This is a genomic window from Burkholderia sp. SJZ089 (assembly GCF_007828315.1).
Lineage (GTDB): Bacteria > Pseudomonadota > Gammaproteobacteria > Burkholderiales > Burkholderiaceae > Burkholderia > Burkholderia gladioli.
Map to the genome: position 1 here is coordinate 211569 of NZ_VIUM01000006.1, position 15249 is coordinate 226817.

The 15249-nt window shown below is 69.5% G+C and carries 10 protein-coding genes; 6 read left to right on the forward strand and 4 right to left on the reverse strand.

Annotation, left to right across the window (positions count from 1 at the left end; genetic code table 11):
- Nucleotides 1-1326 (forward strand): tetratricopeptide repeat protein, encoded by a 1326-nt coding sequence (locus FB600_RS13405; protein WP_145756914.1) that lies wholly within the window; start codon nucleotides 1-3, stop codon nucleotides 1324-1326.
- Between the two features lie 43 nt (nucleotides 1327-1369).
- Here the strand turns inward: FB600_RS13405 and FB600_RS13410 are convergent, their stop codons facing one another.
- The 3 genes from FB600_RS13410 to FB600_RS13420 all read right to left on the reverse strand — a co-directional run bounded on the left by FB600_RS13410 (nucleotide 1370) and on the right by FB600_RS13420 (nucleotide 5095).
- Nucleotides 1370-2278 carry a LysR family transcriptional regulator gene (locus FB600_RS13410; protein WP_145756913.1) on the reverse strand — a complete coding sequence of 303 codons (909 nt, stop codon included), beginning with the start codon at nucleotides 2276-2278 and terminating at the stop codon, nucleotides 1370-1372.
- Nucleotides 2279-2381: 103 nt separating this feature from the next.
- Nucleotides 2382-4454 (reverse strand): pyridoxamine 5'-phosphate oxidase family protein, encoded by a 2073-nt coding sequence (locus tag FB600_RS13415; RefSeq protein WP_098154329.1) that lies wholly within the window; start codon nucleotides 4452-4454, stop codon nucleotides 2382-2384.
- 29 nt (nucleotides 4455-4483) lie between these two features.
- Nucleotides 4484-5095, reverse strand: coding sequence for a glutathione S-transferase family protein (locus tag FB600_RS13420; protein WP_013697243.1), 612 nt, complete (start codon nucleotides 5093-5095; stop codon nucleotides 4484-4486).
- 475 nt (nucleotides 5096-5570) lie between these two features.
- On the opposite strand from FB600_RS13420, the gene FB600_RS13425 reads away from it, so the two are divergent.
- Genes FB600_RS13425 through FB600_RS13445 form a run of 5 tightly spaced genes read left to right on the forward strand, consistent with a single transcriptional unit; the run spans nucleotide 5571 to nucleotide 13575 of the window.
- Nucleotides 5571-7691, forward strand: coding sequence for a type VI secretion system Vgr family protein (locus tag FB600_RS13425; RefSeq protein WP_145756912.1), 2121 nt, complete (start codon nucleotides 5571-5573; stop codon nucleotides 7689-7691).
- Nucleotides 7692-7731: 40 nt separating this feature from the next.
- Nucleotides 7732-8154, forward strand: a complete 423-nt coding sequence (locus FB600_RS13430) for a DcrB-related protein (protein ID WP_013697245.1) — start codon at nucleotides 7732-7734, stop codon at nucleotides 8152-8154.
- 14 nt (nucleotides 8155-8168) lie between these two features.
- Nucleotides 8169-12659, forward strand: a complete 4491-nt coding sequence (locus FB600_RS13435; protein ID WP_145756911.1) for an AHH domain-containing protein — start codon at nucleotides 8169-8171, stop codon at nucleotides 12657-12659.
- Nucleotides 12659-13180, forward strand: a complete 522-nt coding sequence (locus FB600_RS13440; protein ID WP_145756910.1) for a hypothetical protein — start codon at nucleotides 12659-12661, stop codon at nucleotides 13178-13180. Before FB600_RS13435 ends, FB600_RS13440 begins: the two co-directional genes overlap by 1 nt.
- 2 nt (nucleotides 13181-13182) lie before the next feature.
- On the forward strand, nucleotides 13183-13575 hold the full coding sequence (locus FB600_RS13445; RefSeq protein WP_096749414.1) for a hypothetical protein: 393 nt from the start codon (nucleotides 13183-13185) through the stop codon (nucleotides 13573-13575).
- Nucleotides 13576-13700: 125 nt separating this feature from the next.
- Here the strand turns inward: FB600_RS13445 and FB600_RS13450 are convergent, their stop codons facing one another.
- Nucleotides 13701-15164 (reverse strand): catalase, encoded by a 1464-nt coding sequence (locus tag FB600_RS13450; protein WP_098154324.1) that lies wholly within the window; start codon nucleotides 15162-15164, stop codon nucleotides 13701-13703.
- Nucleotides 15165-15249: the final 85 nt, after the last annotated feature.

Here is a 15249-nt window from a genome sequence, read left to right on the forward strand (position 1 = left end):
ATGACCGCCACGCTGCCCGATCCGCATCCGGCCCAAGCGCATTTCGATCTCGCCCTCTCGCTGGTCGCGCAAGGCCGCCATGCCGAGGCCGAGCACGCCTATCGCCAGGTGCTGGCGATCCTGCCCGGCGCCGCGGTGGCGCACAGCAATCTCGGCAACGTGCTCGAGGTGCTGGAGCGTTTCGCCGAGGCCGAGGCGCACGTGCGCCTCGCCTCGGTGCTCGACCCGAACCTGCCCGAAGCCCATTGCAACCTCGCCAGCCTGATGCGCCATGCAGGGCGCCTCGAGGAGGCCGAGCTCGCCTATCGACGCGCACTGGCGCTGCGCCCCGACTATCCCGATGCGCTGTTTGGCCTGGCGACGCTGCTGCTGAGTCTCGGGCGCTTCGAGGAGGGCTGGCCGCTCTATGAGTCGCGCTACGCGCACCCGCGCTTCGTGCACCAACGCACCCGCGCCATGCTGCCTTGCCCGCAATGGCAGGGCGAGACGCTGGCCGGGCGCTCGCTGCTGGTATGGCAGGAGGATGGCCTGGGCGACATGATCCAGTTCGCGCGCTACCTGCCGATGCTCAAGGCCGCCGGCGCGAGCCGCGTGAGCGTCGCCTGCATGGGCGCCCTGCATCGCCTGCTGGCGGGCGTGGCCGGGGTCGACGCGGTGCTCGATCACGACAGCGCCCAGGCGCGGGCGGCGAGCTTCGATTGCTGGACCAGCCTGCTCAGCGCGCCCGCGCATTTCGGCACCTCGGCCATCACGATTCCGGCGCCCGTCGTCTTGCCGATGGAGCCGGCGCGGCTGGCACGCTGGCGCGCCCGTCTCGATACGCTCGATACCTTGGCGCCCGGAGCCGGGCGCAAGGTCGGGCTGGCATGGAAGGGCAATCCGCAACATCACAACGACGCGCATCGCTCGCTGCCGTCGCTGGCTGCGCTGGCGCCGCTCTGGTCGGTGCCGGGGATCGGCTTCGTCAGCCTGCAGAAGGGCGCGGGCGAGGACGAGATCGCGCCCGCGGCGGCCAGCCAGCCGCTGCTGGCGCTCGGCGCCGAGGCGGAGGACCTGGCCGACAGCGCGGCCATCCTCGCCCAGCTCGACCTGCTGATCTGCGTGGATACCTCGGTGGCCCATCTCGCCGCGACGCTGGGCGTGCCTTGCTGGGTCTTGCTGCCGGGGCGCGACGTCGACTGGCGCTGGATGCACGGGCGCGAGGACACGCCCTGGTACCCGGCGCGTCTGCGCCTGTTCCGGCAACGGGACGGGGAGGGATGGGAGCGGGTGGTGGCGCGCGTGAGACAGGCGCTGGGAGAGTGGGCGAGGACGCCTTCGGCCTGAGCGGCTCGGACCATGCCCGGCGCGAATCCCGCATGTGCCTACCTCAGCCCGCGCCCCATCTTCCCGACTTGGCCCGCAACGTCTCCACCGCGAGATCCACGAAGGCGCGCACCTTCTGGTTCACGTGCCGGCCTTCGCGATGGATCACGTGCACCGGCAGCGGCTCGATCTCGTAGTCGGCCAGCACGATCCGCAGGCGGCCCGCCGCGACTTCCTCGGTGATCTGGTAGGAGATGCCGCGCATGATGCCCAGGCCCGCCACCGCCGCGTCGATCGCCGAATCGTTGGTGGTGGTGGACAGGCGCGGCTGGATCGACACCAGGGTCTGGCGCTCGCCTTCGCGAAAGCGCCACTCGGCCGTGGGCGCCGCGCTCACGCTCTGGATCGTGACGTGCGAGGCCAGCTCGTCGGGATGCCGGGGCGTGCCATGCGCCTTCAGGTAGGCGGGCGAGGCGCACAGCACGCGCCGCACCTTGCCGACCGGGACCGCCTGCAGCGAGGAATCGGGCAGCTCGCCGATGCGGATCCCCACGTCCACGCCCTCGTCGACCAGGTTGACGATGCGGTCGAGAAACCAGCATTGCACGTTGACGGCCGGATAACGCCGCAGGTACGCGTGCGTGATCGGCAGCAGATGGAGCTTGCCGAACATCACCGGCGCGGTGACGGTCAACTGGCCGCGCGGCGTGGTGTTCTCGCTGGCGGCGCCCAGCTCCGCCGCGGCGGTGTCGGCGAGGATGCGCCGGCTGTCCTCGAAGAAGCGCGCGCCGGCGTCGGTCACGCGCACCACGCGCGTGGTGCGCGTGAGCAGCCGCACGCCGAGATGCGCCTCGAGTTCGGTCACCACGCGGCTGATCACCGAGGGCGAGACGCGCAGCTTGCGCGCGGCCGAGGCGAAACCCTCGGTCTCGACGACGGTGACGAAGACGGTCATTGCCTGATGCTTGTCCATGGGCGGGCGTGAAGATGGTGTGGCGGGTGAGCGGGCGCGATGGCCGTAAAGATAGCAGCATCGGGCGCCGTCGCCGGGCCGATTGAACCCGGCGGCACCCGTCTCAAAGATCGAGCAGCAGGCGCGAGCCGCCGCCCGATGCCGGGCTGGCCGGCACCGCGCAGCAGATCAGCGCCTCGCCCTCGGCCACCTCGAACTCCGGCGCGCTCGGATAGGCCACCGCGCCCTCGACGACACGTGCGCGGCAGGACCCGCAACTGCCGCTGCGACAGCCGTATTCGGGCGCGAGCCCGCGCGCCTCGGCCAGCTCCAGCAGCGAGCCGCCGTCCGGCTGCCAGCGCGCTTCCTTGCCCGACTTCACGAAGGCCACGGGCGTCGGCTCGGTGGCGGGCTCGCGCGCCGGGGCGGCCGCGGCGGCGGCATCGCGTCGTCGCTGCAGCCCCGAGGGGCCGAAGGCCTCGGCATGGATCCGCGCGTCGGCCACGTTGAGGTCGCGCAGCGCGTCGTACATCGACTGCATGAAGCCGCCGGGGCCGCACAGATAGAAGTCGTAGTCGTCGAAGGGCAGGGTGCGCCGCAGCAGCGCGATATCGAGGCGGCCGCCGAAGTCGTAGTCCTCGTGCGCTTGCGCGCCCACCGTGTCGCTGAGCGCGCGCACCACCGTCACCGCGCCTTTCGAGGCGGCGGCCAGTTGCGCGATCTCCGCGGAGAAGGCCCGCTCGCCGAGCGAGCGCGCCGAATGGAAGAACCAGGTCGGCCGCACGCGGCGCTTGCGCAGCCCCTCGTACACGATGTGCCGCAGCATCGCCAGCATCGGCGTGACGCCCACGCCCGCGGCCAGCAGCACGGCCGGCCGCATCTGCGCCGCGTCGATCGTGAAGGCGCCGGCCGGCGCGCGCGTCTCGAGCGTGCTGCCCAGGCGCAGCGTGTCGTGCAGGTAGGCGGACACCAACCCGTCGCGCTTGACGCTGATCCGGTAGACGCCGTCGGAGGGCGCGGTGGACAGCGTGTAGGTGCGAATCAGCGCGCGCTCCTGGCCCGGCGGCGTGACGCGGATCGGCAGGTGTTGGCCCGCCGCGTGCGGCAGCAGGCCGGCGCCGTCGGCCGGCCGCAGGTGGAAGGAGCGGATCGCCGGCGTCTCGTCGACGATGCGGGTGACCTCGAAGGGTCGCCAGGCATGGGCCAGCGCGGCGGCCTTCAGGCGGCTGGCGGCCTCGTCCCAGCTACCCGTCATCAGCGAGTTCGGCGACCAGCCGTCGACGCGAAAGCGCCAGCGTAGCGGCATCGCCTGCCGGCGATGGATCACGCGGCGCGGCTTGAAATGCCACAGCCGCTCGGCGCCCTGGAAGGCGGCGATCTCCTCCGACTCGAGCTCGACGCTGGCCTCGCCCGTCATCTGCAGCATGTCGCCCGTTTCGAAATCGACGAACACCAGGCCGGCGCGCGGATTGACGAGGAAGTTGCCGAGCGTGGCGAAGAACAGGTTGCCGGCGAAGTCGGGCACGGTCAGCCGGCCGTCCTCGTCGATCCTGACGAAGCCGGCATTGCCGCCGCGATGCGAGACGTCGACCTGGCGCGCCTCGCCCTCGCCGACATAGGAGGCGACGAAGAAGGTATCGGCCGCCGCGATGATGGCGCGGGCACGCGCGTCGAGATGGTCGAACTCGAGCGGGGCGATGTCGGTGTATTGCGAGGGCTCGCGCACGAAACCGAAATCGCGCAACTGGATGTACTGCGGGCAGTTGCCGAAGCTCTGCCGCACCTGCACGTCGAAGCCGCCGGCCGTGTGCGCGCGCAGCGTGCCGTTCATGCGGTTGCGGCGGCGCGTATGCAGTTCGATGCCGAGCAGGCCGATCGCCGCGCCTTCGTACAGGCCGGGCGCGGCCGGATCGGCGGGATCGACGCCGGCCTCGACATGCAGCCGCCCCGGCTCGGGCGACTGCATGAAGCCGGGATGGCCGCTCAGGAAGCTCGCCCAGGCATCGCCGCGTTCATCGACGGCACCGAACGCGATGAAGGGCAACTGCGCGTAGAACTCGCGATGCTGGTCCGGCATGTAGTCGCGCACCACGCGCTGGCCTACCTCGTGCATCTTCCCGGCCACGCCGGTCCTGCGCTGGATCGCCAGCTCGCCCTCGTGCCAGGGCGATGCGGTTTCGGTGTGCGTGAGCTTCATGCCAGGACTCCCGGGAAATTGCGTGTCGTTCAGGCGGCCAGGCCGACCGGCGTCTTGCGGAACTCGACGAAGCCGGGCAGCGCCTCGATGCGGCTCAGCCAGGCATTGATGCGCGGGTAGAACGACAGGTCGACGTTGCCCTCGGGGGCCCGCGAGATGTAGCCGTACAGCGCGACATCGGCGATCGTCGCGGTCTCGCCCGCGATGAAGGCGTGGCCGGCCAGTTCCTCGTCGATCAGCTTGAGGATCCGGTGGGCGCGCGCGATCACCTCGTCGGCATGGTAGCTCGCGCCGAACACCGTGATCAGGCGCGCCGCGGCCGGGCCGTAGGCGATCTCGCCGGCGGCCACCGACAGCCAGCGCTGCACCGCCGCTTCCTCGACCGGCGCCTCGGGCAGCCAGCCCGGCTTGCCGGCGCGGCGCGCGAGGTAGACCAGGATCGCGTTCGAATCGGCGATCACCGTCTCGCCGTCGACCAGCACCGGCACCTGGCCGAAGCGGTTCAGCTTCAGGAACTCGGGCGACTTGTGGGCGGCGGCGGCCAGGTCGACCTCGATCGCGTCGTACTCGATGCCGAGCAGCGACAGCAGCAGGCGCACGCGGTGCGAATGGCCGGACAGCGGGTGGTGATAGAGCTTCATGGTGGAGTCCTTTGGGTCTGGGCGACCGGACCATCCGATCGCATGAAGCCAGTCTAGGGACGCGGCGCCGGGCGGGGAATCGGCCGCGGCGCGAATGGATTCTTCTCGAAACGCGAACAGTGGCGCGCAGTGCCGGGGTGAGGAATCGTCGGATGAATCGCTGCCGGAAGCGGTGGCAGCGCGCCGTGGGCGGCCTCGCGCAACGCGTCATCGAGGTGTCATGCGGCGGACATGCCGACGGCATGTCGGCGACGCGCGCGCCGGAAATCGGCAAGTCTTTCCAGTGCGCGACGCGGCTTTCAGGTAGGGATTTCCGTTGCGCGGCGCGATACGTTCGAACCCTTAAAACAAGGCGCTTTTCATGCGATTCAATAGTGATCCTGAGCTTTCTTGTCGGCGGAATTTCCCCTAAAGTATCGACGCCTCGGCGCGGCCCCGGCTGCCTTGGCGGAACCCGAGACGGAAAGGAACCACGATGAGTTTTGCTCCGAACGGCGGCGGCCTGCTCAGTGCGATCGGCGGCAGCCCCTTACCCAGTCCGCTCGGCGGACTCGCCGGTTCGCTGGCCTCTGGCGTTGCCGGCCAGCTCGGCCCGTTGGCCGGGGTGGCCAGCCATCTCGACACCGTGCAGCGCGCCATGCAGCTCGCGCAGACCGGCTTCTCGCTGCTGAACCGGCCGCCCTCGGCGATCGCCGAGTCGATCAACGGCCAGGTGGCCGGCAGCAGCGCCACGCTGACCCAGGCCAACCGCTACGTCACGCTCGACACGCCGCTGGGCCAGGACGTGCTGCTGGTGAGCGTGGCGATCGTCGACGAGCAGGTGAACCGGCTGCCGGAGATCCATCTCGACCTGCTCTCGCATCGCAACGACCTCAAGCCGGCCGACCTGATCGGCCAGCAGGTCAAGCTGCGCCTCGACCAGCAGCCCACCCAGGTATCGCTCGAGCGCGTGACGGCCTCCAGCGGCGATAACTATCGCTACTTCGACGGCTACGTGTGCTCGTTCGACCGCGTCGGCAACCCGGGCAGCGTCACGCAATACCAGATGTCGGTGGTGCCGTGGTTCTGGTTCCTGACGCGCTCGACCGATTGCCGGATCTTCCAGAACCAGAGCGCGCGCGACATCCTCTCGACCATCTTCACCGAGCACGGCTTCTCCGATTTCGCCTTCGACATCCGCAATGCGCAGAAGCCGCTCGACTACGTGGTGATGTACCAGGAGTCCTATTTCAACTTCTGCGCGCGGCTGATGGAGCAGGAGGGGCTGATCTGGACGCATCGCTACCAGAAGGACAAGCACATCCTCGCGATCGGCGACACCAACGGCGTGTTCCGCCCGATCGACGGGCTGGCGAGCGTGCCCTACGCGGACAGCGCCTCCAGCGAATACAACGGCATCGACCAACTGCACGAGGGCGGGCGCTTCGGGGTGGGCAAGGTGACCTACCGCGACTTCAACCACCAGACGCCGTCCTCGCCGCTGATGATGGTGCAGGCCGAATCGCTGACGCTCACGCATGCGCGGCTCGATACCACCGAGCGCTTCGAGCACCAGTCGCTCTACGACCACAGCGACGACGGCAACCGCTATGCGCGCTACGCGATCGAGGCCGAGGAGGCGCAGGCGCATCGCTACACGGGGCAGGGCTACGCCTGGCGCATGACGGCGGCCGGCAGCGTGAGCGTGACCGGGCATCCGGTGGCGGCCGACAACCAGGAGTACGTGGTGCTGCAGGTGCGCCACGAGGCGGTCAACGACTACACCCAGCACGCGGCCAGGCTGCCCTATCGCAACAGCTTCGCGCTGCTGCCGCAGAAGGTCGCCTATCGCGCGCAGCGGATGACCGCCAAGCCGCTGATCCAGGGCACCCAGTCGGCCATCGTGGTGGGCCCCAAGGGCGAGGAGATCCACACCAACGGCAGTTGCGTGAAGCTGCATTTCCTGTGGGACCGGCGCGGCAAATGCGACGGCTCCGATTCGATGTGGATCCGCGTCTCGCAGCCCTGGGCCGGCGCCGGCTGGGGCGCCGCGGCGATCCCGCGGATCGGCCAGGAGGTGCTCGTCGCCTTCAACCAGGGCGACCCCGACAACCCGGTGATCGTCGGGCGCATGTTCAACGGCGAGCAGGGCAACCCGTACCACGGCGCGGCCGGCCAGACCATGGGCATCAAGAGCCAGACGCACAAGGGCGCCGGCTCCAACGAACTGCTGATGAGCGACGTGGCCGGCGCGCAGATGCTCTACCTGCACGCGCAGAAGGACATGAACACGGTGGTGGAGGACGCGCAGACCACCTCGGTGCTCAAGGGCGATCGCACCGTCCACGTCGCCAAGGGCAACGACGCGACCACCGTCCATGTCGGCGACCAGAAGACCGTGGTGGCGCAGGGCAAGACCGATTACCTGGCGCCCAACGGCACGCACACCATCGAGGCCAAGGAACTGTGGATCAAGATCGGCGGCGATGCCGGCACGAAGATCCACATGACCGGCGACGTGATCGAGATCTACAAGGGCCGGTCGGTGATCCACATCGACGCCGACAACATCAAGGTGCAGGCCGCGCGCACCGACATCAATCCCGACAACAGCTGAGCGAGCCGGCGAGCATCGCTCACCCACCAGGAAGCCGAGCATGTACCAGATGCACGAGGGCAGCTTCGCGATGCCCGAGGCGTGGCAGGACAAGACCATGAACGTATTCGTGTCGGCTGCCACCGGCACCGAGGGCGTGAGTTTCGTGATCACCCGCGAGCCCCTGCCGTGGGGCATGAAGTTCGCCGAATACACCGCGGGCGAGATCCGCAAGCTGGCGCGGCAGGTCAGCGACTACGCGGCGGTCTCCAGCGAGGAAACCAGCGTGTCGGGCCGCGAGGCCTTCGCGCACGAATACACCTGGACCAACAACCGCGCGCCGATCCAGCAGCGCCTGACGATGGTCGAATACGGCCGCGTGGTGCTGATGCTGACCTTCACGGCGCCGGGCGCGATCAGCGACACGCAGCGCGAGCAACTTCAGGCGCTGATCGCCAGCCTGCAGTTGCGCGAGCCGGCCTGAGCGGGGCAGCGGCCATGTCCGATTCCACCACGCCCACCTACCAGGAGCCGAGCGGCAGCGCCGAGCAGCGCGTCGCGAACCTGCAGACGCTGGAGGACGGGGAGAAGACCAAGCAGCAGCAGATGGGCTGGGTGGACGGCGCCAACTACGGCATGACCGGCGCCGACATCGGCTATGCCGCCTACGCGGGCGGCTCGGCCGCGCTGGCGGGGGGCGCCGGCGGCGCGGCCGCGCTCGGCGCCGGCGCGCTGGCCGCGGCGCCCGCGGTGATCGCCTTCGGCGGCGCGATGCTGCTGGAGAAGATCGGCGTGACCGGCGCGATGGCCAGCGGCTTCACCCGGCTCGGCGACGCGCTCGGGCTCACGATCGGCCGCGGCGACCCGCACCCGGCCTGCGTCGGCGACGACATCGCGCATTCCTCGGGCTTCTGGGGCATGGTGGCGGGGCTCGCGGTCGGTGTCGCGATCGGCGCGGCGATCGCCGCCACGGTCGCCACCGGCGGGCTGGCCGGCGCGGTGATCGTCGGCTGCGTGATGGCCGGCGGCCTGAGCCTGGGCAGCGCGCTCGCGCAGGCCAGCCAGAGCATGGGCAGCAACTGCGGCAAGATCATGACCGGCTCGCGCACCGTCTACTTCGAGAAGAAGAAGGTCGCGCGCGTGAGCGACCTGGTGCAGTGCGAGCATCACTCGGGCGCGCCCGAGCCGCTGGTCGAGGGCAGCAGGACGATCTTCGTCAACGGCCTGCCGCTGGTTCGGATCGGCCACGAGACGCATTGCAGCGGCAAGGTCAACTCGGGGCGCAACAGCATCTGGATCGACAAGACCACCGGGCAATACGGCCCGAAGAACCCGGAGCTGACGGCCGGCCAGGAGTTCCTGGCCGGGCTGCTGGGCGGCCTGATCGGCGCGAAGCTCGGGCATATGGCCGGCGAGCATTTCAAGCCGCGCTCCAGCGAATCGGTGGAGCAGAGCGGCGTCAACGAGAAGAACAGCACCTGCGACGAGGACCCGGTCGACGTGGCGACCGGCGAGGTGGTGGAGATCCGCCGCGACCTGGCGATCCCCGGCGTGCTGCCGCTCGAGCTGACGCGTCGCTACCGCACCCGCTCGACCGAGGCGGGCCTGCTGGGCGAGCGCTGGTCCGACAACTGGTCGCAGCATCTGCGTTTCGATGGCGGGCGCATGGTGCGCTTCCACGACGGCGCCGGACTGGCGCTCGGGTTCGATGCGCCGCAGGCGGCGCTGGACGGCATCAACCTGCGCGAGCCGCGCTACCGGCTGGTCGGCTGCCGGCGCGAGCCGCGCCTGATCGATCGCGACACGCGCCAGGTACGGGTGTTCGCGCCGCTCGACGCCGAGCGGGCGTCGCGCCTGGAGCGCATCGAGGATCTCGACGGCAACGCGATCGCGTTTGCCTACGACGAGGCCGGCCGACTCGCCGAACTGCGGCACAGCGACGGCTACCGGCTCGAACTGGCCTATGACCGCGACGCGCCTTGCCCCGAGCGGATCGTGCTGCACGACGCGGACGGCGGCGCGCAGACCCTGGTCGAATACGCCTATCGGCACGGGCAACTGGTGCGCGCGGCGAGCTTCCAGTTCGGCACGCTGGGCTACGACTACGATGCGCGCGGCTGGATGACGAACTGGCGCGACGCCGGCCGTACCGACGTGCACTACCTCTACGACGGCGAGGGCCGCGTGGTCGAGACCGGCACGCGGCAGGGCTTCCATACCGGCCGCTTCGTCTACGAGCATCGGCGCACGCGCGTGATCGACGCCGATGGCGAGCGGATCTACGACTACGACGGCGAAGGCCTGGTGCATGCCTATACCGATGCGCTCGGCCATTGCACGCGCATCGAGTGGGCGCTCGGCCGGCAGCTCGCGCGTGTCGACGCGCTGGGCCGGCGCACCGAATTCCGCTACGACGCGCGCGGTCAGCTGGTCGCCATCGTCGACGCATCCGGCAGCGAGGCGCGTTTCGAGTACGACGACGCGCAGCAACTGGTTGCGGTGAGGCTGCCCACGGGCCTGCGCGTCGAGCTCGAATACGATCACCTGCGGCGGCTGATTGCGCGCAAGGCGCCGGACGGCACCACCACGAGCTATCGCTACGGCGCGCGCGGCGAGCTGCTGCGCATCGTGCAGGGCGATCGCGAAACGCGCCTCGACTACGACGCGCGCCTGCGTTCCAGCGAGATCGTCCTGCCGGGCGGCGCGCGTTTCCGGCGGCAGGTGGACGTGCTCGGGCGGCTGCTGGAGGAAACCGGGCCGGACGGACAGTGCACGCGGTTCGACTATCGTGCCGGCCCGGACAATCCGCGTGGCGCGCTGCGCACCATCACGCGCCCCGACGGGACCACCGCGCAGGCGCGCTACGACAGCGAGGGGCTGGCCATCGAGCTGGTCGATCCGCTCGGGCGTTCGGTGAAGCGCGCCTACGGGCCGTTCGACATGCTGCGCGAGTCGATCGACGCGGCCGGCCAGGTCACGCGCTTCGAGCACGATCACGCGACGCGCTTCGCGCGCGTCACCAATGCGCTGGGCGAGAGCTGGACCTACCGGTACGACGCGGCGGGCCGGCTGGCGAGCGAGACCGACTGGGGCGGGCGGACCACGCATTACGAGCGCGATGCCTGCGGCCGCCTGGTGCAGCGCCGCTTCGCCGACGGCGGCATATGGCGATACGCCTACGACGACGGCGATCGCGTGAGCGAGATCGACGCGGGCGACGTGCGGCTCGTCTATCGCTACGACGCGAACGGGCGCATCGCGGCGGCGCAGGTGCTCGGCGAGACGCCGCACACCATCCGCTTCGCCTACGACGCGAGCGGCCGCCTGGTCGGCGAGGACCAGCATGGCGCCCTGCTGCGGCATGCCTATGACGCCAACGGCCGCCGCAACTGGCGCGGCACGGCCGGGCGCGAGACATCCTACGAGCACGATGCGCTGGGCGGGCTGACCCGGGTCGGCGCCCTGTCGATCTCGCGCGATGTGCTGAGCCGCGAGACCGGCCGGCGCGCGGGCGAGTTCGTCGCGCACCGGCAGTACGACGTGATGGGGCGGATCCAGCGGCAGATCGCCGGTCCGCACGCGGCCTTCGAGGCCTTGCAGGGCGGCGCGGCCGATGCGCTGGCGCAGTTGCAGCGGCAGGTCTATCACTACGACGCGGCGGGGCAGCTCGAGCGCGTCGAGACCGGGCAGGACGTGCGCGACTACCAGCATGACCTGCGCGGACAGGTGGTCTCGGTCGGCAGCCTGCTGCAGCCCGCCGAGCACTATGCCTACGATGCGGCCATGAATATCGCCGCGCACGGCCGGCGCGGCCCCGACGACACGCATCGCTACGCGCGCGGCGGGTTGCCGGAGCAGATCGGCCACACGCGCTACCGCTACGACGCGCGCGGGCGCACCATCGAGAAGACCGTCGAGCAGCCCGGCTTTCGCCCCCGGACCTGGCAATACCGCTGGGATGGCCTGAATCGCCTGGTGCGCGTGGTCACGCCCGAGCGCGGCGTCTGGGCCTATCGCTACGACGCCTTCAACCGGCGCGTCGCGAAACAGCGCGTCGGCGCGCCCGAGCGGGTCCGCTTCCAGTGGGACGGCAACCTGCTTGCCGAGCACTGGACCGAGCAGCGCGACGGCACCACCGGGCAGGTGGTGACCTGGCATATCGAGCCGGGGAGTTTCGCGCCGCTCGCGCAGGAAACCGACGCGGGGCTCTATCCGGTGCTGGGCGACCAGGTCGGCCTGCCGAGCGCCGTGTTCGACACGCGCGGCAGGGCGGTGTGGCAGTCGGGCGGCACCCTGTGGGGCAAGTTGATGGCGGCAGGGCAGGTGGCCGCGAACGACGCCGACGCGGCGATCGACACCACGCTGCGGTTTCCCGGGCAATGGGCCGACGAGGAGAGCGGGCTCAGCTACAACCTGCAGCGCTACTACGATCCCGATTCGGGGCGCTACCTGAGCGTCGATCCGATCGGGCTGGCGGGCGGCTTCAATACCCAGGCCTACGTGGCCGATCCGCTCGCCTGGGCCGATCCGCTGGGCCTGGTCGGCTGCTCGACCAAGCTCGGCAAGAACATGATGGAGGACATGGGCCTGCCGCGCTCGACCGGCTGGAAGGGTTACCAGGCGCATCACGTGATTCCGAAGGAACTGTACAATCACCCGGCCCTCGAACGGATCAACTACGACATCGACAGCGCCGACAACGGCATTTTCCTGAGGAAGACCGACGACGGCGTCAGCACCATGTCGCGGCACCAGGGCAACCACGACGGTTATACCCAGTCGGTCAAGGACGCGCTCGACAAGATCGACCTCAACCAGTCGAACAGCGAGATCGCCAAGCAGGTGGCCGACATCCAGAACGTCGCCAAGAAGGGCATGCAGGACGGCTATCCGATTCGTCCGCTCGACATGGATCCGGCCGGCGGTCAGGCCGGCAATTCGAGGGTCTACAACATGTGGTCGGGAATCTTCAGCAAAGGGGGATGGTAATGAACCCGCAACGCGCGACCGAAGCACTGGCCTTCGCCTTCACGCCGGCCCTGTTCAAGGGCCTGTCCGGCCAGGTTCCGCCGCGGGCCATCGTGATCGGCGATCTCGCCCTCGCCTTCGAGGCGGCCTTCGAGCAGAACCTGCCGGCCGGCCAGGCGGTCTGGCTCGACGTGGTGGAGAACTGGCGGGGTCGGCTGCGCGAACACGCGCAGTTCGACGAGGCGCATGAATTCGTCGGCGACCAGCTCGGCGAGCTTCAGCAGCAGCACGCCTCGGCGCAGCTCGACTACCGCAAGAAGAAGGTGAGGAAGGTGAACACCGCGCGCGACGATTTCCAGTTTTCCGATGCCCGCGAGGATGCCTATTTCGTCCTGTCCACCATCGCCATCCATCGCTATCTCGACGACTTCCTCGGCGAGCCGTTTTTCGAGGACGTGTTCGCGCTCTATCGCGCGGGCGGCTGGCCATGCGGCATGAAAGACGACCAGTTGATGGTGTTCGATCCGGATTCGATCGCCTGAGCATGACGGCACCCGACGACGGGACGGACGAGGCGCCGCCCCAGGATTTCGAGCGCCGGGGCGTGGTTTCGGTGTGGCTCGGGATGGTCGATCGTCGCGACGACACGCACCTCGATACGCTACGCGATCTGTGCGGTGTGCGCTACTACCGCCTCGACGACCAGGAAAGCAATGTCTTCGATTTCCGCCTGACGAGCGTGGCCGAGTTGCTTGCCGAGCTGTCGTATTCCACGACTTATGCCGAAGCGGTGATCGCCGCGGCCGCCGCGCGAGGCATTCACGCGGCGCGCAGCGTCGTCGTGCAATACGACTTCGCCTATGATCCCCGGCGCGTTGCCGCCAGGCTCGACGGCGACCCGGTGTTCATCGGCGTGTTCGATTATTCGGATGCCTGACGGCGTCGCGTCGCGCGCTCGCGGCATGGTTTCCCTGTGCTCGTGAGCAGGTTCGGGCAGCGCCCGGCCGGCGGCGCGAAGCCGCCGGCCGGATCACCGCCCGCCACGGTTGCGCTCTGCCTCGCTCAGCGGCTGTTGCCCGCCAGCTTCGCCAGCGCCGCGGCCACCCCCGCGCCATAGGCCGGATCGGCCTTCGCGCAGTTCTCCACGTGGCGCTGCTTGACCTCCTCGCGCGCGTCGCCCATCGCCCGCGCCGTGTTGTCGAACAGCGCCTGCTTCTGCGCCTCGTTCATCATGCGGAACAGGTTGCCCGGCTGCTGGTAGTGATCCTCGTCGACGCGATGATCCCAATGCGCGGCCGCGCCGTCGATCGCCAGCGGCGGCTCGTTCAACTGGGGCTGGTCGGTCCACTCGCCCTTGCTGTTGGGCCAGTACGAGGGCGTGCCGCCGAGGTTGCCGTCGGTGCGCATCGCGCCGTCGCGGTGATAGCTGTGGAACGGGCACTTCGGCGCGTTCACCGGGATGTGGTTGAAGTTCACGCCGAGCCGGTAGCGCTGCGCGTCCGGGTAGGAGAACAGCCGCGCCTGCAGCATCTTGTCGGGCGAGTAGCCGATCCCCGGCACGATGTTCGAGGGCGAGAAGGCGGCCTGCTCGGTTTCGGCGAAGAAGTTCTCGGGGTTGCGGTTCAGCTCGAAGTAACCCACCTCGATCAGCGGGAACTCGCCCTTCGGCCAGACCTTGGTCAGGTCGAACGGGTTGAACGGGAAGGCCTTGGCCTGCGCGTCCGTCATCACCTGGATGAACAGCGTCCAGCGCGGGAACTCGCCGCGCTCGATGCTCTGGTACAGGTCGCGCTGGTGCGATTCGCGATCCTTGCCCACCAGTTGCTCGGCCTCGGCGTCGGTCAGGTTCTCGATGCCCTGCTGGCTGCGGAAGTGGAACTTCACCCAGCTGCGCTCGTTGGCCTCGTTGATGAAGCTGTAGGTGTGGCTGCCGAAGCCGTGCATGTGGCGGAAGCTGCGCGGCAGGCCGCGCTCGCTCATCACGATGGTGACCTGGTGCAGCGCCTCGGGCAGCAGCGACCAGAAATCCCAGTTGCTGTCGGCGCTGCGCATGCCGGTGCGCGGATCGCGCTTGATCGCGTGGTTGAGGTCCGGGAACCGCAGCGGATCGCGGAAGAAGAACACCGGCGTGTTGTTGCCCACCACGTCCCAGTTGCCTTCCTCGGTGTAGAACTTCAGCGCGAAGCCGCGGATGTCGCGCTCGGCATCGGCCGCGCCGCGCTCGCCCGCCACCGTCGAGAAGCGCGCGAACATCGGCGTTTGCTTGCCGATCTCCGAGAAGATCCTCGCCTTGCTGTAGCGCGTGATGTCGTGCGTGACCGTGAAGCTGCCGTGCGCGCCCGCGCCCTTGGCGTGCATGCGCCGCTCGGGGATCACCTCGCGGTCGAAGTGCGCGAGCTTCTCGATCAGCCAGACGTCCTGCAGCAGGGCCGGGCCGCGCGGGCCGGCGGTCTGGATGTTGAGGTTGTCGCTGACCGGGGCGCCGGCCGCGTGGGTCAGGTAGGTCGGGGTCGTCTTGTCGGACATGAAACTTCTCCTGAGCTTGAGTGTGGGGAGCGCGCGCCGATCGGTTCGGCACGACGCGCTGCCGGCGCGGCAGCGGGCTGCATCG

Bases quoted from the DNA above. Each gene is read 5' to 3' on its own strand.
- FB600_RS13440 (WP_145756910.1), top strand. From the start codon at position 12,659: ATGAACCCGCAACGCGCGACCGAAGCACTGGCCTTCGCCTTCACGCCG.
- FB600_RS13445 (WP_096749414.1), top strand. From the start codon at position 13,183: ATGACGGCACCCGACGACGGGACGGACGAGGCGCCGCCCCAGGATTTC.
- FB600_RS13420 (WP_013697243.1), bottom strand. From the start codon at position 5,095: ATGAAGCTCTATCACCACCCGCTGTCCGGCCATTCGCACCGCGTGCGC.
- FB600_RS13415 (WP_098154329.1), bottom strand. From the start codon at position 4,454: ATGAAGCTCACGCACACCGAAACCGCATCGCCCTGGCACGAGGGCGAG.
- FB600_RS13405 (WP_145756914.1), top strand. From the start codon at position 1: ATGACCGCCACGCTGCCCGATCCGCATCCGGCCCAAGCGCATTTCGAT.
- FB600_RS13450 (WP_098154324.1), bottom strand. From the start codon at position 15,164: ATGTCCGACAAGACGACCCCGACCTACCTGACCCACGCGGCCGGCGCC.
- FB600_RS13410 (WP_145756913.1), bottom strand. From the start codon at position 2,278: ATGGACAAGCATCAGGCAATGACCGTCTTCGTCACCGTCGTCGAGACC.
- FB600_RS13425 (WP_145756912.1), top strand. From the start codon at position 5,571: ATGAGTTTTGCTCCGAACGGCGGCGGCCTGCTCAGTGCGATCGGCGGC.
- FB600_RS13430 (WP_013697245.1), top strand. From the start codon at position 7,732: ATGTACCAGATGCACGAGGGCAGCTTCGCGATGCCCGAGGCGTGGCAG.
- FB600_RS13435 (WP_145756911.1), top strand. From the start codon at position 8,169: ATGTCCGATTCCACCACGCCCACCTACCAGGAGCCGAGCGGCAGCGCC.